This window comes from Pseudomonas sp. NPDC088414 (assembly GCF_044753325.1).
Taxonomy (GTDB): domain Bacteria; phylum Pseudomonadota; class Gammaproteobacteria; order Pseudomonadales; family Pseudomonadaceae; genus Aquipseudomonas.
In genome coordinates, this window is record NZ_JBIVMY010000009.1 from 139,820 (window position 1) to 161,742 (window position 21,923).

The 21,923-nt window shown below is 60.7% G+C and carries 25 protein-coding genes; 14 read left to right on the forward strand and 11 right to left on the reverse strand.

Annotation, left to right across the window (positions count from 1 at the left end; genetic code table 11):
* Positions 1 to 214: 214 nt before the first annotated feature.
* From ACIP8I_RS11600 to ACIP8I_RS11615, 4 genes are all read right to left on the reverse strand, one after another.
* A complete protein-coding gene (locus tag ACIP8I_RS11600; RefSeq protein ID WP_400761126.1) occupies positions 215 to 1,117 on the reverse strand; it encodes an alpha/beta fold hydrolase in 903 nt (300 codons plus the stop codon).
* Complete coding sequence (locus ACIP8I_RS11605) at positions 1,117 to 1,899, reverse strand: class II aldolase/adducin family protein (RefSeq protein ID WP_007968062.1); 783 nt, start codon at positions 1,897 to 1,899, stop codon at positions 1,117 to 1,119. Before ACIP8I_RS11605 ends, ACIP8I_RS11600 begins: the two co-directional genes overlap by 1 nt.
* Before the next feature lie 131 nt (positions 1,900 to 2,030).
* Positions 2,031 to 2,717, reverse strand: a complete 687-nt coding sequence (locus tag ACIP8I_RS11610; protein ID WP_007968060.1) for an LrgB family protein — start codon at positions 2,715 to 2,717, stop codon at positions 2,031 to 2,033.
* Entirely contained in the window at positions 2,707 to 3,093 is a 387-nt protein-coding gene (locus ACIP8I_RS11615) for a CidA/LrgA family protein (RefSeq protein WP_400761129.1), read from the reverse strand. Before ACIP8I_RS11615 ends, ACIP8I_RS11610 begins: the two co-directional genes overlap by 11 nt.
* Positions 3,094 to 3,187: 94 nt before the next feature.
* On the opposite strand from ACIP8I_RS11615, the gene ACIP8I_RS11620 reads away from it, so the two are divergent.
* Positions 3,188 to 4,075, forward strand: coding sequence for a LysR family transcriptional regulator (locus ACIP8I_RS11620; protein ID WP_400761131.1), 888 nt, complete (start codon positions 3,188 to 3,190; stop codon positions 4,073 to 4,075).
* Here ACIP8I_RS11620 and ACIP8I_RS11625 read toward each other — a convergent pair.
* On the reverse strand, positions 4,065 to 4,520 hold the full coding sequence (locus tag ACIP8I_RS11625) for a flavodoxin (protein ID WP_007968053.1): 456 nt from the start codon (positions 4,518 to 4,520) through the stop codon (positions 4,065 to 4,067). The two genes, ACIP8I_RS11620 and ACIP8I_RS11625, sit on opposite strands and share 11 nt — an antisense overlap.
* A 153-nt stretch (positions 4,521 to 4,673) precedes the next feature.
* Here ACIP8I_RS11625 and ACIP8I_RS11630 point away from each other — a divergent pair, with 153 nt between their 5' ends.
* Complete coding sequence (locus tag ACIP8I_RS11630; RefSeq protein ID WP_400761134.1) at positions 4,674 to 5,150, forward strand: PAS domain-containing protein; 477 nt, start codon at positions 4,674 to 4,676, stop codon at positions 5,148 to 5,150.
* 55 nt (positions 5,151 to 5,205) lie between these two features.
* Positions 5,206 to 5,811, forward strand: a complete 606-nt coding sequence (locus tag ACIP8I_RS11635) for a hypothetical protein (protein WP_007968048.1) — start codon at positions 5,206 to 5,208, stop codon at positions 5,809 to 5,811.
* Between the two features lie 3 nt (positions 5,812 to 5,814).
* Here the strand turns inward: ACIP8I_RS11635 and ACIP8I_RS11640 are convergent, their stop codons facing one another.
* Complete coding sequence (locus tag ACIP8I_RS11640; RefSeq protein ID WP_400761137.1) at positions 5,815 to 6,774, reverse strand: MerR family transcriptional regulator; 960 nt, start codon at positions 6,772 to 6,774, stop codon at positions 5,815 to 5,817.
* A 212-nt stretch (positions 6,775 to 6,986) separates the two neighbouring features.
* On the opposite strand from ACIP8I_RS11640, the gene ACIP8I_RS11645 reads away from it, so the two are divergent.
* The 6 genes from ACIP8I_RS11645 (at position 6,987) to ACIP8I_RS11670 (ending at position 10,046) form a co-directional block, all read left to right on the forward strand.
* Positions 6,987 to 7,556, forward strand: coding sequence for an antibiotic biosynthesis monooxygenase (locus ACIP8I_RS11645; RefSeq protein WP_367083143.1), 570 nt, complete (start codon positions 6,987 to 6,989; stop codon positions 7,554 to 7,556).
* 129 nt (positions 7,557 to 7,685) lie between these two features.
* Entirely contained in the window at positions 7,686 to 8,396 is a 711-nt protein-coding gene (gene folM / locus ACIP8I_RS11650; RefSeq protein ID WP_400761139.1) for a dihydromonapterin reductase, read from the forward strand.
* A gap of 21 nt (positions 8,397 to 8,417) precedes the next feature.
* Entirely contained in the window at positions 8,418 to 8,978 is a 561-nt protein-coding gene (gene folE / locus ACIP8I_RS11655; protein WP_400761140.1) for a GTP cyclohydrolase I FolE, read from the forward strand.
* On the forward strand, positions 8,979 to 9,350 hold the full coding sequence (folX, locus tag ACIP8I_RS11660) for a dihydroneopterin triphosphate 2'-epimerase (protein WP_007968040.1): 372 nt from the start codon (positions 8,979 to 8,981) through the stop codon (positions 9,348 to 9,350). It abuts the gene before it with no gap.
* A gap of 68 nt (positions 9,351 to 9,418) precedes the next feature.
* A complete protein-coding gene (locus tag ACIP8I_RS11665) occupies positions 9,419 to 9,715 on the forward strand; it encodes a DUF1244 domain-containing protein (protein ID WP_115986687.1) in 297 nt (98 codons plus the stop codon).
* Entirely contained in the window at positions 9,708 to 10,046 is a 339-nt protein-coding gene (locus ACIP8I_RS11670; protein WP_400761143.1) for a HopJ type III effector protein, read from the forward strand. Before ACIP8I_RS11665 ends, ACIP8I_RS11670 begins: the two co-directional genes overlap by 8 nt.
* Before the next feature lie 127 nt (positions 10,047 to 10,173).
* On the opposite strand, the gene trxB is transcribed toward ACIP8I_RS11670, so the two are convergent.
* A complete protein-coding gene (gene trxB / locus ACIP8I_RS11675; RefSeq protein WP_003221727.1) occupies positions 10,174 to 11,136 on the reverse strand; it encodes a thioredoxin-disulfide reductase in 963 nt (320 codons plus the stop codon).
* Between the two features lie 311 nt (positions 11,137 to 11,447).
* Between trxB and cysZ the strand changes: the two genes are divergently transcribed.
* Both cysZ and ACIP8I_RS11685 read left to right on the forward strand, forming a co-directional pair.
* Entirely contained in the window at positions 11,448 to 12,200 is a 753-nt protein-coding gene (gene cysZ / locus ACIP8I_RS11680; RefSeq protein ID WP_400761144.1) for a sulfate transporter CysZ, read from the forward strand.
* A gap of 54 nt (positions 12,201 to 12,254) precedes the next feature.
* Positions 12,255 to 13,454 carry a glycosyltransferase family 4 protein gene (locus ACIP8I_RS11685; protein WP_400761146.1) on the forward strand — a complete coding sequence of 400 codons (1,200 nt, stop codon included), beginning with the start codon at positions 12,255 to 12,257 and terminating at the stop codon, positions 13,452 to 13,454.
* A 135-nt stretch (positions 13,455 to 13,589) separates the two neighbouring features.
* Here the strand turns inward: ACIP8I_RS11685 and ACIP8I_RS11690 are convergent, their stop codons facing one another.
* The 3 genes from ACIP8I_RS11690 to ACIP8I_RS11700 form a co-directional block, all read right to left on the reverse strand.
* Positions 13,590 to 14,693 carry an NADH:flavin oxidoreductase gene (locus tag ACIP8I_RS11690; RefSeq protein ID WP_367083138.1) on the reverse strand — a complete coding sequence of 368 codons (1,104 nt, stop codon included), beginning with the start codon at positions 14,691 to 14,693 and terminating at the stop codon, positions 13,590 to 13,592.
* Between the two features lie 141 nt (positions 14,694 to 14,834).
* Entirely contained in the window at positions 14,835 to 15,317 is a 483-nt protein-coding gene (locus ACIP8I_RS11695; RefSeq protein ID WP_123587239.1) for a glutathione peroxidase, read from the reverse strand.
* Between the two features lie 122 nt (positions 15,318 to 15,439).
* Positions 15,440 to 15,925, reverse strand: a complete 486-nt coding sequence (locus tag ACIP8I_RS11700; protein WP_007968032.1) for a peptidylprolyl isomerase — start codon at positions 15,923 to 15,925, stop codon at positions 15,440 to 15,442.
* On the opposite strand from ACIP8I_RS11700, the gene ACIP8I_RS11705 reads away from it, so the two are divergent.
* Genes ACIP8I_RS11705 through ACIP8I_RS11715 form a run of 3 tightly spaced genes read left to right on the forward strand, consistent with a single transcriptional unit; the run spans position 15,894 to position 19,286 of the window.
* Positions 15,894 to 16,220, forward strand: a complete 327-nt coding sequence (locus ACIP8I_RS11705) for a DUF3565 domain-containing protein (RefSeq protein ID WP_400761150.1) — start codon at positions 15,894 to 15,896, stop codon at positions 16,218 to 16,220. The genes ACIP8I_RS11700 and ACIP8I_RS11705 overlap by 32 nt on opposite strands.
* A 60-nt stretch (positions 16,221 to 16,280) precedes the next feature.
* Positions 16,281 to 18,380, forward strand: coding sequence for a phosphate acetyltransferase (pta, locus tag ACIP8I_RS11710; protein ID WP_400761152.1), 2,100 nt, complete (start codon positions 16,281 to 16,283; stop codon positions 18,378 to 18,380).
* Positions 18,381 to 19,286 (forward strand): acyltransferase, encoded by a 906-nt coding sequence (locus tag ACIP8I_RS11715; RefSeq protein ID WP_400761155.1) that lies wholly within the window; start codon positions 18,381 to 18,383, stop codon positions 19,284 to 19,286.
* Between the two features lie 745 nt (positions 19,287 to 20,031).
* On the opposite strand, the gene cysN is transcribed toward ACIP8I_RS11715, so the two are convergent.
* Positions 20,032 to 21,923: sulfate adenylyltransferase subunit CysN (gene cysN, locus ACIP8I_RS11720; RefSeq protein ID WP_400761157.1), on the reverse strand; the 1,892-nt coding region annotated here is incomplete at its 5' end.

Here is a 21,923-nt window from a genome sequence, read left to right on the forward strand (position 1 = left end):
ATCCCGAGTGTCAGGCACGGGGCTTTCGCTCACAACGAACAGGGCTGGGGCTGAATGGTGGGCGATAAGGCTGGGGGATGATGAACAGCAAAATCAAAAGATCAAAAGATCGCAGCCTTCGGCAGCTCCTACATTAATTTGTGCAGGAGCTGCCGCAGGCTGCGATCTTTTGACCTTCTGTAGGAGCTGCCGCAGGCTGCGATCTTTTGATCTTTCAGGAGCACGCCACCTTGCGCGGCGGCAACTCCAGACGCTGACGAAACGCCAGGTAATGCTTGAGCACCTGCACCGGCGCTTCAATTTGTGGGTAATGACCGATGCCCGGCAACAACACGGTGTCGGCACCAGCAATCAGCTCACGATAACGCTCGACCATGTGCGCACCGGAGATCGGGTCGACTTCGCCGTCGATCACCCGCAGCGGGATTTCATCACGCTGCATGGCCGCCACCCAACGGTCGCGCTGCACACGGCGCTCGGGGATGTAGCTGATCAGTTTGTGCAGGATGCGTGGGCCGCGATGGGTCTCGATCAGACTCCAGAAATCATCCAGCTCACTTTCGCTGGGGCCGGTCTGCGGACCAAAGATCTGCCGGAAACTTTTCACCAACGCGTCACGGCTGAACGCCCGCCCGATCATCCAGCCCAGCGGGCTGAGCAACAGCTTTTGCATCAGCACCGGGCGGTGGGTTTCCGGGAACAGTCCGCCATTGAGAAAGACACAACTGGCCACCTCGATCCGGTTTTCGTAATGCCGGGCGAGCAGTTCCTGGGCAACGCTGTCACCGTAATCGTGAGCCAGCACATGCACCGGTTGTTCGATCTGAAGATGCGCCAGCAGCGCCTGTTGCAGGTCGGCCTGTTCCAGCAGGCTGTAGCGGTGATGCAACGGTTTGGCCGAATCCCCGAAACCGAGCATGTCGCAGGCAATCACTCGATAACGCTGGGCCAGTGGTTGCCACAGATAGTGCCAATCCCAACTGGCCGTCGGAAAACCGTGGATCAGCAGCAGCGGCTCACCCTGCCCCGCCGTCCAGTAGCAGATCGACTGGCCGCGGAAGACAAACGTCCGGCTGCGTTTGCGCCAGACACACAGAGGAATCTCGGCAAGAGGCATCAGAGTTTATATCCGGGGTCTTGTTTATCGAGTTTGCGCAGCAGCGCCGGCCAGGCCAGCGCGCCGCCCATGCCTTGAGCACTTTTGGTCACGCCGGCGATCATCGCTTTGGCGCCCGCGAGTATCTGCGGTTCGATGGCGATCAGTTCAGCACCGCCGGTTTGCGCCATGACCTGAATATCGCAGGCGCGCTGGAAGGTGAACATCATCAGAAAGGTGTCGGCGATGGTGCTGCCACAGGTCAGCAGACCGTGGTTGTGCAGCATCAGGAAATTGTTCTCGCCCAGATCGGCCTGCAAACGGGCCTTCTCTTCATGATTCAGCGCCACGCCTTCATAGGCGTGATAAGCCAGGCTCGACAGCACGAACAGCGATTGCTGGCTGATCGGCAACACACCCTGTTTTTGCGCCGAAACGGCCACCCCGGATGCGGTGTGAGTGTGCAGCACGCAGACCACATCGTGCCGCACTTCATGCACGGCGCTGTGAATGGTGTAGCCGGCGGGATTGATTTCGTAGGGACTGTCCATCAGCTTGTTGCCGGCCTGATCGACTTTGACCAGGCTCGACGCGGTGATCTCATGGAACATCAACCCGAACGGGTTGATCAGGAAGTCTTCGGTGCCGGGGACCTTGGCCGAGATGTGGGTGAAGATCAGGTCGTCCCAGCCATGCAACGCCACCAGTCGATAGCAGGCGGCAAGATCGACCCGAGTCTGCCATTCCGCGGCACTGACCTGGTCTTTGACATCAAGGGACGACTGGACGGGGGCTACGCTCACTGTATGCACCTCTGCGTTCTTATTGTTTTGCACGTGTCAGCAGTCTAGTCAGGCGCAGAGGATCGCGGAGTTGCATTGCCAGCCAGCTTGATGACTGAGCGGGTCAGCCATGCAAACACCTTGGATCCATGTCAAAGCAACGACGCCAACAAAGGCGCGGCGAACAGATTGAGCAGCCCGGTCAGCACCATCACCAGCCCCGCCACCGAGCCTTCTTCACCGCCCACTTCATGCGCCCGACTGACGCCTGCGCCGTGCGCGCCAACCCCGAACAACGCACCGCGCGCCAGGGCACTGCGCAACGGCAGCCACTTGAGCAACACGCCACCGAGCATCGCGCCGAACACGCCGGTGAACATCACGAACACCGCGGTCAGTTCCGGCACGCCGCCCAGATCCTGCGCCAGCGGCATGGCGAATGGCGTAGTGATCGAACGCGGCACCAGTGACATGGTCACTGAGCTGTCGAGCGCCAGCGCTCTGGCCAGGCCGAACGACGTAGCGATCGATGCCGCGCTGCCGGCGAACATGCCCAGCAACAACGCTGACCAATGCTGCATAAGCAATCGCCGCTGCTGCCAGATCGGCACCGCGAAGGCGACCGTCACCGGCCCGAGTACCAGCATCAACCAGTGGGTGTTGCTGGAATATTCGGCGTAGGCGGTGTGCAGTGGCACCGCGAGGGCCAGCAGCAGCGCCGGCACCAGAATCAGCGGCGACAGCAGATAACGTCCGGTGCGCCGATAGATCCAGCGACTGAACAGATACGCCAGCAGCGTGAAAGCGAGCCAGAACATCGGCATCCATTCAAGCTTCATGGGACCGCCTCAGGCGCACGGCCAACTCGACGGTGAATGCGGTCACCAGCATCACCATCAGTGTGCTGGCGCCGATCACCAGCAGAATCCGCCAGCCGTCATTGCGCAGCAGTGCGCCGTAGTCGAGCAGGCTCATCAGTGCCGGAATAAAGAACAACAGCATCTCGGCCATCAGCAACCCGGCACCCAGTTGCAGCGCCGCCGGTTTGACCCAGCCAAACGCGAACGCCAGCAGCAACAAAGCCATGCCGATGACGCCGCCGGGAATCGGCCAGGCCAGCCACGCGGCGATCTGGCAGCCGAGCAGGTAGAGACCGAGCAGCACGGCCAGTTCTGCGAATAGACGGGAAAGATATTTGAGGGGTGCGGCGTTCATGTTGGGCTCCTTACAGTGGCTTATTTTACGAAGCGGCCTGCCATCCCAGAAGCGAATTGTTAGACTCAGTCCTATTCCACAATGGAATCGGAACATGGAATTCAAACAGCTGCGCAGTTTTGTCGAAGTCATGCATCAGGGCGGCTTCACCCAAGCGGCGAAAACCCTGCACATCAGCCAGTCGGCGGTGAGCAAGCAAGTCGCGCAACTGGAGCAGAGCCTCGGCACGCCATTGCTCGAACGACTCGGCTCGCAACTGCGCCTGACCGCCGCCGGCAGCGTAGTGCTGCAACGGGCCGAAGGCATGTTGCGTTTGCGCAATGAGTTGCTCAGCGAACTGGATGATTTGAGCCAACTGGCTCGCGGTGAACTGCGCCTCGGCCTGCCGCTGCTGGGCAGCGATGCACTGTTCGCCGGGCTGTTTGCCGAGTATCGGCGGCGCTATCCGAACATCAGCATTCAATTGCTTGAGGGCGGCAGCCGCAATATCGAGCAGGCGGTGCTCAGCGGCGAACTGGAGTTGGGCGGGAGCCTGCTGCCGAAAGATCCGCAGTTCGACTTCCAGCCTTTCTGCGATGAAAAGCTCGATGCGCTGCTGCCGGTGGATCATCCGTTGGCAGCACTCGGCGAGATTGGTCTTGAGGAATTGGCCGACACGCCGTTCCTGCTGTACCAGCGCAGCTTTGTGCTCAATGACCGTCTACTGCAGGCCTGCCAGCAACTGGGCTTTACCCCGAAAGAAGGCGGGCGCAGTGGCCAGGCGGATTTTCTCGTGGCACTGGTGGCCGCCGGGCAAGGCGTGGTGCTGCTGCCCAGTGTGGTCGCCCGGGCACTGGAGCGCCCGGGCGTGGTGCGCCTGACCCTGCGCGCGCCGGATTACTTGCGTTGGGACATCGCGTTCATCTGGCGCCGGGGTGCCTATCTGTCGAAAGCTGCGCAGGCCTGGCTGGCCTTGCTGCGCGAGCGCGCGATCAGCCCTTGAGCGTGGCGATCAGTTGCGCCAGCCATGGCTCGGCGTCGGTTTCCGGAGTCACGCTTTCGCTGGCGTCCAGACGCAGCATCTCCTGCACTTCGCGCACGCCCAGCTCGGCGAACAACTCACGCATCAGTTCGCCGCCGCCACAGAACGTATCGCCGTAACTGGCATCGCCCAAACCGATCACCGCGCCCGGCAAACCGCGCCAGGCCATTGGCAGTTGATCGCGAAGGCTGAAATACAGCGGCTGCAGGTTATCCGGCAATTCGCCCATGCCGGTGGTCGAGGTCACCGCGAGAATCGCTTCAGGGCCAAACGCCTGAATGTCCGCCAGGCTGGCGCGCGAGTTGTAAAAGGTTTCAAAACCGGCGCCTTTCAGCAGGTTCTGCGCGTGACGGGCGACTTCTTCGGCCGTGCCGTAAACCGAGCCGGAGAGGATGGCGACTTTCATCAATCTGATCCTGAAGCTGAAAAAAAGAGCGGCGATAGTAGCAGTCCCGACAGAGATGTTGCGACTGGCTCTCAACAGACGCTGATGGCCTATAGACAGCGCCGGCTGATCTTCTAGAATGCGAGCCATCGACAATGCTGAAAGGATTCACAGATGATCAATGCCAGTCTGCTGCAAATGGTGATCAACGCGTCGAACGACGGAATCGTGGTGGCTGAGAAAGAAGGTGAGCAGGACAACATCCTGATCTATGTGAACCCGGCCTTCGAACGCCTGACCGGTTACAGCAGCGAAGAGATTCTCTATCAGGACTGCCGCTTTCTGCAGGCCGGAGACCGTGATCAAGCAAGTCTGGAGCGTATTCGCGGAGTGTTGCGCGAGGGTGGTTCGTGCCGGGAGATCCTGCGCAACTACCGCAAGGACGGCACACCGTTCTGGAACGAACTGTCGCTTTCGACGGTAAAAAATGCCGATGACGGTCAGACCTACTTCGTCGGTGTGCAGAAGGATGTCACCGTTCAGGTCAAGGCACAGCAGCGCGTCACTCAGCTGGAGGCCGAGGTTGCGGCATTACAAGCGGAGCTTGCAGCGTTGAAAGCGACGAACGGCGCAAACAAAACAGCGAACTAAGTGTCATTAACTACAATCACCAATGACTTTGTAACTATTTCTTTCGAGCCAGGCCATGCAACGCGACGCCCTCCTGACCCAGGATGAGCTGGATTTCATCCAGACCATGCAGCACAACCCGCAGCTCAATGTGCGGGATGCGACGTCGAGCCTGCTGGTCAATGGTGGTTCGCAGATCCGCGACTTGCTCACGCGCCTCGCGGCTCAAGAGCAAGTGACCATCCAGGCCAACTTCGAAAATCAGCAGATGACCTTTCCGCTGCACCTGGTGGAAGACGAATTCCACGCCTTGCACCTGCGTCTGGGCGTACCGAGCATTTACGAAGACGGGCCGATGGTTCGCCCATGGCGCCTGACCCTCGAAGAGCCGGTAGCGCTGGAAAATGCCAAGGGCCAGCCGGGCATGATGTGGGTGCACGAGGTGTCGCACAAAGGCGTGCTGCTGGAGATGCGCAACAAGACCAAACCACCCAAGCATTTCGCCCTGTGGTTCAGCCCGTCAGGTTATGAGCGGATTTCCCTGCGCGGCAATTTCGAGCGCGAAACCGAGCACGGCTTCTACGCCTACGAGCTGAGCCAGACCGATGCCGATGAAACCGAACGCCTGCGCCAGTTCATTCTGCAGCAACACCGTCTGACCCACCCCGCCCTGCACACCTGATATTCAGGTATCCAGCGTCCCCGCGAGAAACTGCGTCATGCGCTGACGCATCGTCGCCGCTTCATTGCCCAGACAACCGATCGACGATCCGGCCAGGTTGTCCTGTGCCAGATCAGCAGTATCACCGGCGAGCATGACCTGACAATCCAGACTCAATGCCAGACGATTCAACCGTCGCGGCAAATCGGCTGTCGGGGCGTGGTTGGAAAACAGCACCAGCGCCTGCGGCTTGATCCGCTCGCACACCAGCGCCAACTCATCGAATGGCTGACCGGTGGTCAGCACCCGCACCCCGGCGTCATTGCCGCTGAGAAACAACGCGGCGACCAGTAGCTCGAGTTCACGACACTGACCGGCGAGCGCACTGACAATCACCTTGCGCGGTTGCGTGCCGCGCAGCGCAACAATGCGCTGCAGCACCCGAGCCCGCAGGAACCCGTCGAAAAACAGCCACTCGCTGGTCTGACCGAAGGCGTCCTGGCGCTGCAACATCTGCAGCCACAACGGCATGAGGATGTCCTGAAACACCACCGGCAGCGAGTATGAAGAGAAAATCTGGTTGTAGACCTGATCCAGCGCGCGGTCATCGAACGCACTGACTGCAACTTGCACCTGCTGCTGCCACTGCGCGTAATCGGTCTGAACCAGATCATCGGGGATGATATGCGCCAGGGCCTTCAATGGCTCGGTCTTGGCGAGGATCTTGCCGACCTTGCTCACGGCCACGCCGCGATCGATCCAGTCGACGATGCTGCGCACACGCTCGATTTCGGTCATCGAATACAACCGGTGCCCGCTTTCGGTGCGCGTCGGCTGGATCAAACCGTAGCGGCGCTCCCATGCACGCAGCGTAACCGGGTTGACGCCGGTCAGCCGCGACACCTCCCGAATAGGGAACAACTCCTCGCGCTCTAGCGCGACAGAGGCCTGCGGGGCAGGGTTAGCGTCCGTGATAACAGCCATGGTGCTGGTGTGTCCGCTCGGTAAATTTGGATCCCATTCTACATCCGATGCCCTCTATCGGTTCAACCCAATGAACAGAGACGAAAGTCTCTGAAACTGTCATCAAAATCGGGAATAATCCTTGCTTGCTGAAAAGTGCAGGCCCCTACCCCGGCCTGCGCCATGCGAAATCTCCTACCCGGAGCGACGCAATCGAAATATGGAGATACACAATGTCTACTTCCCCCGTCACGCTGATGGTTGCGCGTCGCGTCGCCGACGGCCGCTATCATGACCTGATTGCCTGGCTGCGCGAAGGCGAACAACTGGCCACAGACTTTCCCGGTTACCTGGGTTCCGGCGTGCTCGCTCCGCCACCCGGTGACAACGAGTTCCAGATCATTTTCCGCTTCGTTGACGAGCAGACCCTGCACGCTTGGGAACACTCGGCCTCGCGTACCGCTTGGTTGGCCCGGGGCAGCGATCTGTTTGCGCACCCCAAAGAGCATCGGGTCAGCGGCATCGAAGGCTGGTTCGCCGCGGCTGGTCAGCGGCCTCCGCGCTGGAAACAGGCCGTGGCGATCTGGCTGGCGTTCTTCCCGGTATCGCTGCTGTTCAACTTTGTCCTCGGCCCGCTGCTCGGCGAGATGAGCCTGCTGCCGCGGGTGTTGATCAGCACCGCATGCCTGACGCCGCTGATGGTGTACTTCTTCATTCCGCTGTCGACGCGGTTGCTGGCCAACTGGTTGAACGCTGTGCCGGCGCGACCTTTGCCTGCAACACCCTCTACGCAGAATCGCTAAAGATCGCAGCCTCGTTGCACTCGTCAGCTCCTACAGATGAATGCGCCCCTGCAGGAGCTGCCGAAGGCTGCGATCTTTTCGGCAGCGTCGCTGTTATAGTTTTTACTCTGACCGCGACGCGAGCCGTACATGACCAATTCCTCCGCCCCGATCCTCATCACCGGTGCCGGCCAGCGTGTCGGTCTGCACTGCGCGCAGCGTTTGCTTGAGGACGGCCATCGGGTCATCTTCACCTACCGCAGCGAACGTCCCGGCGTGCAAGCGCTGCGGGATCTGGGCGCGATCGGGGTGTTTGCGGACTTCTCCAGCGAAGCCGCCATCCTCGTCTTCATCGAAGACCTGAAAAGCCATACCGACAGCCTGCGCGCCATTGTGCACAACGCCTCCGAATGGCTGGCGGAAACCCCGGGCAGTGAAGCCGAAGCCTTCTCGCGCATGCTCAACGTGCACATGCTGGCGCCATACCTGATCAACCTGCACTGCGCCGACCTGCTCAAGCGCTCGGCCCCTGCAGACATCATCCACATCAGCGACGACGTCACCCGCAAGGGCAGCAGCAAGCACATCGGTTATTGCGCCAGCAAGGCCGGGCTCGACAGCCTGACCCTGTCGTTCGCCGCACGCTATGCGCCGGCAATCAAGGTCAACGGCATCGCGCCGGCCCTGCTATTGTTCAATCCCGACGACGACGCGGCGTACCGCGCCAAGGCGCTGGCCAAATCCGCACTGGGCATCGAACCCGGCAGCGAAGTGATCTACCAGAGCCTGCGCTATCTGCTCGACAACCCCTATGTCACCGGCACGACCCTGACCGTCAACGGCGGACGGCACGTCAAATAAGCTGCTGCGCGAGGCTATCCCATGACCCGTTCCCTGCCCGAGAATTACCGCGAGATCCTCATCGGCCTCGGCGAAGACCCCGACCGCGAAGGCCTGCTCGACACCCCGGCACGCGCGGCCAAGGCCATGCAATACCTGTGTCACGGCTACGAACAGAGCGTGGATGAGATCGTCAACGGCGCGTTGTTCGCCTCCGACAGCGACGAGATGATCATCGTCGCCGACATCGAGCTCTACTCATTGTGCGAACATCACCTGCTGCCCTTCATCGGCAAGGCCCATGTGGCTTATATTCCGACAGGCAAGGTGCTGGGGCTGTCGAAGATCGCGCGGTTGGTGGACATGTTCGCCCGGCGCCTGCAGATTCAGGAAAACCTCACCCGGCAGATTGCCGATGCGGTGCAACAGGTCACCGATGCCGCCGGCGTCGCGGTGGTCATCGAAGCCCGGCACATGTGCATGATGATGCGCGGTGTCGAGAAACAGAATTCGACCATGAACACCTCGGTCATGCTCGGCGCCTTTCGCGACTCGAGCAACACCCGCCAGGAGTTCCTGCAATTGATTGGACGGAGTAAGTAAATGTCACAACTTCAACCGGGAATGGCGCGCATCCGGGTCAAGGATCTGCGCCTGCGCACCTTTATCGGGATCAACGAGGACGAGATCCTCAACAAGCAGGATGTGCTGATCAATCTCACAATCCTGTACGCGGCGCAGGAAGCTGTGCGCGACAACGACATCGATCACGCGCTGAACTACCGCACCATCACCAAGGCGATCATCGCCCACGTGGAAGGCAACCGTTTTGCGCTGCTCGAACGCCTGACCCAGGAATTGCTGGATCTGGTGATGACCCATGCCGCGGTGCTGTACGCCGAAGTCGAAGTCGACAAGCCGCATGCGCTGCGGTTTGCCGAATCGGTGTCGATCACCCTCGCCGCCAGCCGCTGAGCATGTCTGGCGCATCGCGCGCCAGACTTTTATCATCCGCGCCACGAATAGACTGCACAGAGCCCATCATGACCGAGCAACAACGCCTCGAACTCGAAGCCGCCGCCTTCCGCCGACTGGTTGCCCATCTGGACAGCCGCAAGGACGTGCAGAACATCGACCTGATGAACCTCGCCGGGTTCTGCCGCAACTGCCTGTCCAAGTGGTACAAGGCTGCCGCCGACGAGAAGCAGATCGAGGTCAGCCTCGACGACGCCCGTGAAGTGGTTTACGGCATGCCTTATGCCGAATGGAAAGCCCAATACCAGCAAGAAGCCAGCGCCGAACAACAGGCGGCGTTCGCCAAAGGAAAACCCAATGAGTGATCTGAACACCCTGCGCGCCAGCCTCAAGAGCGGCGAACACGTTTTTGCCGACACCCTGGCTTTCATCGCCGCCGGTTACGACTACCAGCCTCAGGCGTTCAACAACGGTGGCGTGGAAAACGCCGCCGGGCAGAACGAAGGTTCGTGCAAGACCCTGGGTCTGGCGCTGCTGGAAGGCTTGAGCGATGAAGAAGCGCTGCTGGCATTCGGCGAGCATTACCGCTCGGTGCTGGCGACGCCTGAAGGCAGCGACCACGGCAATATCCGCGCGCTGATCAAGCACGGGCTGGCCGGTGTGAAGTTCGAAGCAAAGCCGCTGACCCGCCGCTGATTCAAGATCAAAAGATCGCAGCCTCCGGCAGCTCCTACACCGATCCCTGTAGGAGCTGCCGCAGGCTGCGATCTTTTGACTCACATAAAAAAACCGGCCGAAGCCGGTTTTTTTTATGCCTGCGGTCTTAGAACGAAGCGTTCTGCAAACCGTCCAGGTAACGCTCGGTGTCCAGTGCCGCCATGCAGCCGGCGCCGGCCGAGGTGATGGCCTGACGGTAAACGTGGTCAGCCACGTCACCGGCAGCGAAGATGCCTTCGACGCTGGTCGCAGTGGCGTTGCCGTCACGGCCGCCCTGCACCACCAGGTAACCGTCTTTGAGGGTCAACTGGCCTTCGAACAGCGACGTGTTCGGGGTGTGGCCGATGGCGATGAACACGCCGTCGACCTTGATTTCGTCGAAGCTGCCATCGTTGTTCTTCAGGCGCGCACCGGTCACGCCCATGTTGTCGCCCAGCACCTCATCGAGGTTGGCGTTCAACTTGAGGATGATCTTGCCTTCGGCCACGCGGGCGTTGAGCTTGTCGATCAGGATCTTCTCGGCGCGGAAGGTTTCGCGACGGTGGATCAGGGTCACGGTGCTGGCGATGTTGGCCAGGTACAGTGCTTCTTCAACCGCGGTGTTGCCGCCGCCGACCACAGCCACTGGCTTGTTGCGGTAGAAGAAACCGTCGCAGGTCGCGCAGGCGGAAACGCCTTTGCCCATGAACGCTTCTTCCGACGGCAGGCCCAGGTAGCGAGCGCTGGCACCGGTGGCGATGATCAGCGCGTCGCAGGTGTAAGTCGCACTGTCGCCGGTCAAGGTGTACGGCTTGGCGGCGAAGTCCACAGCGTTGATGTGATCGAAAACGATCTCGGTTTCAAAACGCTCGGCGTGCTCGCGCATCCGCTCCATCAGCGCCGGGCCGGTCAGGCCGTGTACGTCGCCTGGCCAGTTGTCGACTTCGGTGGTGGTGGTCAGTTGACCGCCGGCCTGCATGCCGGTGATCAGCAGTGGCTTGAGGTTGGCACGGGCGGCGTAGACCGCAGCGCTGTAACCGGCAGGGCCGGAACCGAGAATAATCACTCGCGAATGACGGACTTCAGACATGACCTGCTCCTGTTGACCGGGCCGAAACACTGGCGCGGAACGCCGGACTGCCGGCGGGAATAAAAAAGGACTGTGGATAACCTTGGGGAAGGCATGAGCTCGACAGTCCTGTAAAAAGTTGGGTGCAGCGTATCGAGGGGGGCAAGATTAAGGAAATACGGATTAACAATCCAGCTCATAGGTGGTCTCTATACGCAGACTCCGACCAGATCGACGTCTTTGTTACAGTGAATGTCGATGGCTCTGCCGCGCTTTCGCACCGGTTGCAAAGTCGGTAAGGTCGGCGCGTTTTCCCTTGCTCGGAGCACCTTATGCCCGCCCCTGTTCTGTCCGGCCCGCAATACCTGCGCGAAGGCCTCAAACTGGTTCTCAGCCCGGGCCTGCGCCTGTTCGTGTTGCTGCCACTGGCGATCAACCTGGTGCTGTTCGTCGGATTGATCTATCTGGCCGGCCATCAGTTCAGCCTGTGGGTCGACAGCCTGATGCCGTCGCTGCCCGACTGGCTGAGTTTCCTCAGCTACGTCCTCTGGCCGCTGTTCGTGATGCTGGTGGCGTTGATGGTGTTTTTCACCTTCACCATGCTCGCCAACGTCATCGCCGCACCGTTCAACGGCTTCCTCGCGGAAAAAGTCGAAGTGGTGGTACGCGGCACCGATGATTTCCCGGCCTTCAGCTGGGGCGAACTGATCGCGATGATCCCGCGCACCCTCGCCCGGGAAATGCGCAAACTCGGCTATTTTCTGCCCCGCGCGATCGGCCTGTTCATCCTCTCGTTCATCCCGGTGGTGAACATCGTCGCCGCGCCGCTGTGGCTGCTGTTCGGCGTGTGGATGATGGCGATCCAGTACATCGACTACCCGGCAGACAACCACAAACTGGGCTGGAACGAGATGCTCGCCTGGCTGCGCCAGAAGCGCTGGCAGAGCATGAGTTTTGGCGGCATCGTCTATCTGGCGCTGCTGATTCCGGTGGTGAACATTCTGATGATGCCGGCCGCCGTAGCGGGCGCGACCTTGTTCTGGGTACGTGAGCGCGGGGCGGAGAACCTCGTCACGCAGCGCTAGGCCACTCCCAAACAGCCAGTCACAAATCCATCATCCGAACGTCACAAGCGCGACATGGCCTCAGCCGACACTGAGGTCATGACGACAGCTCTGCATATCACCCTGATCAGCGAAACCTTCCCACCGGAAATCAACGGGGTGGCCAATACCCTTGGTCGCTTGTGCGATGGCTTGCGCGCGCGTGGGCATCAGGTGGAACTGGTGCGACCGCGCCAGGCGGGGGATCCGCAGCGTGTCGAGGACGATGCCTTGCTGTTGTGCCGGGGCTGGCCGTTGCCGGGCTATCCCGGTCTGCAATGGGGCCAATCGTCGATGCACAAACTGCTACGGCGCTGGAAGCGTCACCGCCCGGACGTTTTGTACATCGCCACCGAAGGCCCGCTCGGCTTGTCGGCGTTGCGTGCAGCGCGACGCCTGGGGATTTCGGTGGTCAGCGGTTTTCACACCAATTTCCAGCAATACACCAATCAATATGGGCTGAGTTTGCTGACGCGCTTGCTGACCCATTATCTGCGCTGGTTTCACAACCGCTCGGCGATGACCCTGGTACCGAGCGTCAGTCAGCGCCTGGAACTGGAGCGTCGGCATTTCGACCGTCTCGCCCTGCTCTCCCGAGGCGTGGACAGCCAGTTGTTTCATCCGGCCAAGCGGTTGAACGGACTACGTGAGCAATGGGGCCTGAGTGAGCAGGACATCGCGGTGATTCATGTAGGACGTCTGGCCCCGGAAAAGAACCTCGGTCTGCTCAAGCGCTGCTTCGACACCCTGTGCCGCACTTATCCACAGCGCAGGCTGAAGCTGATCGTGGTCGGCGACGGGCCGCAACGTGTGGCGCTGGAAAAGGAGCTGCCCGAGGCGACTTTCTGTGGTTCACAACGCGGTGAAGCGCTGGCGGCGCATTATGCGTCCGGCGATATTTTTCTGTTCCCGAGTATGACCGAAACCTTTGGCAACGTAGTGCTTGAAGCACTGGCTTCAGGGCTGGGGGTGGTGGCTTACGATCAGGCTGCGGCGGCGCAGCACATTCGCCATGGCTACAACGGCGTGTTGGCGATGCCGGGGGATGAGGAAGCGTTTTGCGATGCGGCGGCTTGGCTGCTGGAAGAAGACGAGCGCTTGCGCTGCGTGCGTCTGAATGCGCGCCAGCATGCCAGTCGCCAAGGCTGGGCGGCGATCATCGAGCAGTTTGAAAAGCATTTGCGTGGGGCGTGTGTGCGGGAGCAGGTGGTGCCGAATGCGCAGACATTGCCCTGAATCCTGGCTGACTTTGAAGCCGCTATCGCTGGCAAGCCAGCTCCCACAAGGGGCTGCGGTGAACACATTTTTTGTGAACACCCGCAAAACCTGTGGGAGCTGGCTTGCCAGCGATAGCGTCAGTGAGAGCGCCGCTTAAACCAGCGTCATCAACGCCTCACGGCTAAACGGCAGAATGTCCTGCTCACGCCCTTCGCGCACTTTCAGCGCCCAGTCCGGATCCACCAGCAGCGCACGGCCCACTGCCACCAGATCGAACTCGTCGTTGTTCAGACGCTCCAGCAGTTTCTCCAGGCTCGCCGGTTGCGCGACCTTGTCGGTGTTGACCATGAACTGCAGGAACTCGCCGTCCAGACCGACGCTGCCCACAGTGATGGTCGGTTTGCCGGTCAGCTTGCGCGTCCAGCCGGCCAGGTTCAGTTCGGAACCGTCGAACTCAGGCTCCCAGAAACGTCGCGTTGAGCAGTGGAAAATGTCCACACCGGCATCGGCCAGCGGCTTGAGGAATTCGCCCAGCACTTCCGGGGTCTGCACCAGACGCGCGGTGTAATCCTGCTGCTTCCACTGCGAGAAACGGAAGATGATCGGGAAACCTTCACCGACCGCCGCCCGCACCGCTTGAATCAATTCGATGGCAAAGCGCGAACGGTTGGCCAGGCTGCCGCCGTATTCGTCGCTGCGCTGGTTGCTGCCTTCCCAGAAGAACTGGTCGATCAGGTATCCGTGGGCACCGTGAATTTCCACGCCGTCCATGCCGATGCTTTTGGCATCTTTGGCCGCCTGGGCGAACGCGGCGATCACGTCCTGAATGTCCTGTTTGGTCATGCCGTGCACCACGACCTGGCCGTCCTTGAGTTTTTCCGTCGGACCGTAAGCCGGCACGCTGGCGTCCGGTTCAGTGCCGATGCGGCGCACGCTGCCGACATGCCACAGTTGCGGAACAATCTTGCCGCCCTCGGCATGCACCGCGTCGACGACTTTTTTCCAGCCAGCCAGTGGCGCTTCACCGAAAAACTGCGGCACGTTCGGGTAACCGTTGGAAGCCTTGTGACCGACCGTGGTGCCTTCGGTGATGATCAGGCCGACACCGGCCGCAGCACGGCGACGGTAGTACTCGATCACTTTGGAATTGGGTACGCCACCCGGGGAAAACGAGCGGGTCATCGGCGCCATGACCACGCGGGTCGGCAGTTCGAGGGCACCGAGGTGGAACGGTTTGAACAGGGCTTGCACCGGCATGGGAAGGCTCCACAGGGAATGACTTTATGACGGCGATAATATGAACAGTCAGCGCCCTTGAACAGCACTATTGATCTGAATGATTAAGGGTCAAAAGTCAGGCAAAAAAAATCGCAGCTCGATGGCTGCGATTTTTGTGTTTCAGCCCAGCGCTTTTTCAATCGCGTGGACAATGGTCGGATCATCCGGCGCCGTACGTGGCGAGAATCGCGCCAGCACCCGGCCGTCCTTGCCGAGCAGAAACTTCTCGAAATTCCAGGTGATGTCACCGGGGAATTCCGCGCCCTCGCCCGCCAGCAAGCGGTACAGCTGATGGCGCTCATGGCCGTTGACTTCAAGCTTGCTCGACAACGGAAACGTCACGCCGTAGTTGAGGCTGCAGAACTCTTGAATTTCCTTCTCGGAGCCTGGTTCCTGGCCGGCAAACTGGTTGCACGGCAGGCCCAGCACACTGAAACCTTTGTCTTTGAACTGCTGATAGAGGTTTTCCAGTGCCGCGTACTGTGGGGTCAAGCCGCATTTGGAGGCGACGTTGACCACCAGCACGACTTGGCCCTTGAAAGGCGCCAGCGGTAGCTCCTGACCATCCAGGGCTGTCAACTTAAGGTCGTGAAAAGCACTCATGACGGACTCCAGATTCCCGTGTTCTACTCGAAACAGCCACTTGGCGAGAGCGCCAAGGACAGCCGCGGACTAAAAAGGCGCCCGCAGGCGCCTCTCCAGTACTCGAAGCTTAGCGCAGAAAATCAGTGGTGATGGCCACCTTCGCCATGGACGTGGCCATGAGCGACTTCTTCCTGGCTGGCATCACGGATAGCAACGACCTTCACTTTGAAGTTCAGGCGCTGACCGGCCAGTGGGTGGTTGCCGTCGACGGTGACGTCGTCGCCGTCCAGGTCACGGATGGTCACGATCTGCATCTGGCCGTCCGGCGCCGAAGCGTGGAACTGCATGCCGACTTCCAGCTCGTCAACGCCTTCGAACATGCTGCGGCTCAGGGTGCTGACCAGTTCGGCAGCGTATTCGCCGTAAGCGTCTTCCGGCTCAACGGAAACTTCCAGCTCGTCACCAACAGCTTTGCCTTCCAGAGCTTTTTCCAGGCCCGGGATGATGTTGCCTGCGCCTTGCAGGTAGACCAGCGGAGCGCCGCCGGCGGAGCTGTCGATGACCTCACCAGCGTCGTTGGTCAGGGTATAGTCGATGGAGACAGCCTTATTGGCGGCGATCAGCATGGGGCGAGACCTTTTGCAGAAGAATATAGAAAGGCCAAGTTTAGCGAAGCAATCGCGCGAAAGCGAACACAACCCGGACAAACGGGATTCGACGATCACCGGCTTCCATCAGGACGAGGACAGTCATTGGGTCGTCGAGCTTTCCTGTGGCCACACCCAGCACCTGCGTCATCAGCCGCCGTGGCAATCGCGGGCGTGGGTCCTTGATCCGGCGCAACGTATTGAAAAAATAGGCCAACCCTTTACCTGCGGTTGGTGCGCACAAGGCTCGGTTAGCGATAACCTTGGCGACTGAATTGCGGTAGGCGATCACGTATGGATCGCCACCATTGCCATGCAACTTTAGAGAATTCGCATGCAAACTTTTTTTATCGCGCCCACCGATTTTGGTGTGGGTCTGACCTCCATCAGCCTCGGGCTGGTGCGCACCCTGGAGCGGGCCGGACTGAAAGTCGGCTTCTTCAAACCGATTGCCCAGCCGCATCCGGGCGACACCGGCCCTGAGCGTTCCACCGAACTGGTGGCGCGCACCCACGGCCTGAAACCGCCGCAACCACTGGGTCTGGCCCACGTGGAGCGGATGCTCGGCGACGGCCAGCTCGATGAACTGCTCGAAGACATCATCGCCCTGTATCAGCAAGCTGCCATCGGCAAAGACGTGTTGGTAGTCGAAGGCATGGTGCCGACCCGCAGCGCCAGCTACGCCGCGCGGGTCAACCTGCATCTGGCCAAAAGCCTGGATGCCGAGGTGATACTGGTTTCGGCGCCGGAAAACGAAGTGCTCGCCGAACTTTCCGGCCGCGTCGAATTGCAGGCGCAATTGTTCGGCGGCCCGAAAGACCCGAAAGTCCTCGGCGTGATCCTCAACAAGGTCAAGACCGACGAGAGCATGGAGGCCTTCGCCACACGTCTGAAGGAGCATTCGCCGCTGTTGCGCAGCGGTGATTTCCGCCTGCTCGGCTGCATTCCATTCCAGCCCGAACTCAACGCACCGCGCACCCGCGACGTCGCCGACCTGATGGGCGCGCAGGTGCTCAACGCCGGCGATTACGAAACCCGGCGCATGACCAAAATCATCATCTGCGCCCGTACCATGCGCAACACCGTGGAGCTGCTCAAACCCGGCGTGCTGGTGGTGACCCCGGGCGACCGCGACGACATCATTCTTGCGGTCAGCCTCGCGGCGTTGAACGGCGTGCCGCTGGCCGGGCTGTTGCTGACCAGCGATACCCTGCCCGATCCGCGCATCATGGACCTGTGCCGTGGCGCGTTGCAGGCCGGTCTGCCGGTGCTGTCGGTGAGCACCGGTTCCTACGACACCGCTAATCTGCTCAATGGCCTGAACAAGGAAATCCCCATCGATGACCGCGAGCGTGCGGAGATCATCACTGACTTCGTCGCCAGCCATCTCGACGCCAAGTGGCTGCACCAGCGCTGCGGCACACCGCGGGAAATGCGCCTGTCGCCAGCGGTATTCCGTTATCAACTGATCCAGCGCGCGCAGTCGGCGAACAAACGCATCGTCCTGCCCGAGGGCAGCGAGCCGCTCACCGTGCAAGCGGCGGCGATCTGCCAGGAACGCGGCATCGCCCGTTGCGTGCTGCTGGCCAAACCCGAGGACGTCGAAGCGGTGGCCCGCGCGCAAGGTATCGAGTTGCCGCCGGGGCTGGAGATTCTCGATCCGGACCTGATCCGCGAGCGCTACATCGAGCCGATGGTCGCCCTGCGCAAAAGCAAAAGCCTCAACGCGCCGATGGCCGAACAGCAACTGGAAGACACCGTGGTGATCGGCACCATGATGCTCGCGCTGGATGAAGTCGATGGCCTGGTCTCCGGTGTGATCAATACCACCGCCAACACCATCCGCCCGGCGCTGCAACTGATCAAGACCGCACCGGGCTGCACGCTGGTGTCGTCGGTGTTTTTCATGCTGTTCCCCGAAGAAGTGCTGGTCTACGGCGACTGCGTGATGAACCCGCACCCGAGCGCCACCGAACTGGCGGAGATCGCCCTGCAAAGCGCCGATTCCGCAGCGGCATTCGGCATTACCCCGCGCGTGGCGATGATCAGCTACTCCAGCGGCGAATCGGCCAGCGGTGAAGAGGTCGAAAAAGTCCGCGAAGCCACCCTGCTCGCCCACGAGCAACAGCATTCGCTGCTGATCGACGGCCCGCTGCAATACGACGCCGCCGCCAACGCAGACGTCGCCCGGCAACTGGCGCCGAACAGCCAGGTGGCCGGTCGCGCCACGGTGTTCGTATTCCCTGACCTCAACACCGGCAACACCACCCACAAAGCCGTGCAACGCAGCGCCGACTGCGTCAGCCTCGGCCCGATGCTGCAAGGCCTGCGCAAACCGGTGAACGATCTGCCGCGCGGCGCGCAGGTCGACGACATCGTCTACACCATCGCCCTGACCGCGATTCAAGCCGCCAACCGACCTATGGATGTGTAAATGCTGGACTCCCTGCCCGCCCCGATTCGCGGCGTGATCGCCGCGCTACTGTTGGCGCTCAATACGATTCTGCTGTGCTCGTTCCTGTTCTGCGTGGCGCTGATCAAAGTGCTGCCGTTCGACCTCGCCCGCCGCGCCTCACTGTGGCTGATGAGCCACACCCACGAAGCCTGGATCAGCAACAACAAAGCCTGGATGAACCTGGTGCGCCGCACCCGCTGGCACATCAGCGGCCTGCAAGGCCTGGACTACCAGCACTCGTACCTGATCACCAGCAACCACCAGAGCTGGGTCGACATTCTGGTGCTGCAATACGTGCTCAACCGGCGGATCCAGCCACTGAAATTCTTCCTCAAGCAAGAGCTGATCTGGGTCCCGGTGATCGGTCTGGCCTGGTGGGCGCTGGGCTTCCCGTTCATGAAGCGCTACTCCAAGGCGTACCTGGAAAAGCACCCGGAGAAGAAAGGCAAAGACCTCGAAACCACGCGCAAGACCTGCGCGAAGTTCCGCAACAATCCGGTGGGGATTTTCAACTTCGTCGAAGGCACACGCTTCACCGAAGGCAAGCACGCGCAGCAGCAGTCGCCGTTCAAATACCTGCTCAAACCCAAGGCGGGTGGCATCGCCTTCGTGCTCGATGCGATGGGTGAGCAACTGGAGTCGATCGTCAACGTGACCATCCACTATCCGGGCGGGCGTCCGGGTTTCTGGGATCTGCTGTGCGGCAACGTGCGCGACGTGGTGGTGCACTTTGAAGAGCTGCAGATCCCGCCAGCGTTCATTGGCAAGAACTACGACCAGGACGGCGAATATCGCCTGCAATTCCAGGGCTGGATCAACCAGCTGTGGCAGGACAAGGATGCGCTGCTGGAACAGATGCACCGCGAATTCGCAGACAAACGCTAATCCCCTGTAGGAGTGAGCCTGCTCGCGATAGCGGTGGAGCAGCCACTCCAATGTTGAATGACATACCGCTATCGCGAGCAGGCTCACTCCTACAGTTGGATTGGGTGTGTTCAGTTGGAGATTGGTCGGTTCGCAGGCCGCCTTCGCGAGCAAGCTCGCTCCCACAGTTTGAAACCGGTGTATCCAGGTAGAGATTGGTCGGCTGTCAGGCCGCCATCGCTGGCAAGCCAGCTCCCACAGGAAAAACTACAGCCAGGCGCACGCTTTTCACCACTCGAATGGCCGAGTGTCAGCTCGCCGAAAGCTCTTGATCTTGATCCACGGGCGACGTCGGAAGGCTGAGTGGAGGGATTGATCCGGGGGTGGGAGCGCAGCGACCGTTTGGCGAAGCCAAACACAGCGAGAGGAGGTGCAGCGAAGCAAACCGTAGGCGCTGCCCCCGGATCAATCCCGCAGCGAAGGGACCCCGAGCTTTAGCGAGCGGGCCGAACGCAGGAGCAAGCGTTTTTTTGCTTACTTTTTTTAGGCGTTTGTAAAAAAAGTGAGTCGCCGTAAGGGCGAAACCGCCAGCCGCAGCACCCGAAGAAACGGATATTCACTCAGCCAGACAGAGCATGGTCGCCTATAAGGGCGCCATCGCTGGCAAGCCAGCTCCCACAGCGGAATGAGCTCGCGCAAAAGTCGCAGCCAACAAAAAACCCGCCGATGATCACTCACCCGCGGGCCTTTCATTTCCGGCTAACGCTTAGATCGCGCCACGCTGACGCAGCAGATCCAGCACCTGCTTGACGCTTTCTTCCAGCGACAGCGACTGCGTATCGATCACCAGATCGGCATTCAGCGGCACATCATACGGGAACGACTCACCCGGAATATTATCGCCACCCGCAGCATACAAGCCCTGCGGATCACGCTCGGCACACACCGCCGGCGAAGCCTGCACATAAATCGTCAGCAGACGCTCATTGCCGATCAGATCCTTGGCCTGTTCACGACCTTCGGCACTCGGCGCCACAAACGCCGCCAGGGTCAACAGACCAGCCTCGTTGAACTGACGCGCCACATGCGCCGCACGCCGCCAGTTCTCGGTACGCCCGGCACGATCCTGCGGCAGCCCCTTGTTCAGGTCGTGACGCAGATTCTGACCATCGAGCACAAACACCGCACGGCCCATGTCGAACAGCTTGCGCTCGACCGCGTAGGCCAGCGTGCTCTTGCCCGCGCCCGACAGACCGCTGAACAGCACGGTAGCTGGCTGCTGGCCGAAGCGCTGGGCACGTTCCTGAGTGGCAACGTGGGCCAGTTTGCCGTGATGCGTCGCGGTACCGTGAGACAGCGGCTGCGCAACGATCATGCCGGCGCCGACGGTGCCGTTGGTCAAACGATCGATAACGATGAACGCGCCGGTGGTGCGGTTGCTGTCGTAACCGTCGAGGGCGATCGGCGCGTCGAGCGCGATCTTCACCTTGCCGATTTCGTTGAGCTGCAACGCGCTCGCCGGGCCTTCTTCGAGGGTGTTCACGTCGACCTTGTTGACGATGCTGGCAATCGAGCCCGGCACGTAACTGGTGGCGCGCTTGATGTCGTATTTCTTGCCCGGCAGCATCGGCTCTTCAGCCATCCACACCAGCATCGCTTCGAAGCTGTCGGTGACCGGTGGGACGTTGTCGGCATGCACCAGCAGGTCGCCACGGGAGATGTCGATTTCGTCTTCCATGGTCAGCGTCACCGCTTGACCCGGGCCGGCCTGCTCCAGCTCACCTTCGAAGGTGACAATGGATTTGACGCGGCTGCTCTTGCCGGATGGCAGAACCACGACTTCGTCGCCCTTGTGCACGATGCCGCTGGCCAGCGTGCCGGCGAAACCACGGAAGTTCAGGTTCGGACGGTTGACGTACTGCACCGGGAAACGCAGATCGGTGAAGTTGCGGTCGCCCGCCACTTCTACGGTCTCGAGAATCTCCATCAGCGACTGCCCTTTGTACCAAGGCGAGCGCTCGGACTTGTTCACCACGTTGTCGCCCTTGAGCGCCGACATCGGCACGAAGTGCATGCTGGTCGGCTTCATCTTCAAGCCTTCGGCGAACTTCAGGTAGTCGGCCTTGATCGACTCGAACACGCCTTCATCGAAGTCTTTCAGGTCCATCTTGTTGATGGCGACAACGATGTGCTTGATACCCAGCAAGGAGGCGATGAAGCTGTGGCGACGGGTCTGGGTCTGTACGCCGTAACGCGCATCGACCAGGATGATCGCCAGGTCACAGGTGGAGGCACCGGTGGCCATGTTGCGGGTGTACTGCTCATGGCCGGGGGTGTCGGCGATGATGAATTTGCGTTTGGCGGTGGAGAAATAGCGGTAGGCGACATCGATGGTGATGCCCTGCTCACGCTCGGCCTGCAGGCCGTCGACCAGCAACGCCAGGTCGATGTCGTCACCGGTGGTGCCGACTTTCTTCGAATCGCGGGTAATGGCTTCCAGATGATCTTCGTAGATCATCTTGGAGTCGTGCAGCAGGCGCCCGATCAGGGTGCTCTTGCCGTCATCGACGTTACCGCAGGTCAAAAAGCGCAGCAGCTCTTTACGTTCGTGCTGGCCCAGGTAGGCGAGGATGTCCTCGCTGATCAAATCAGAAACAT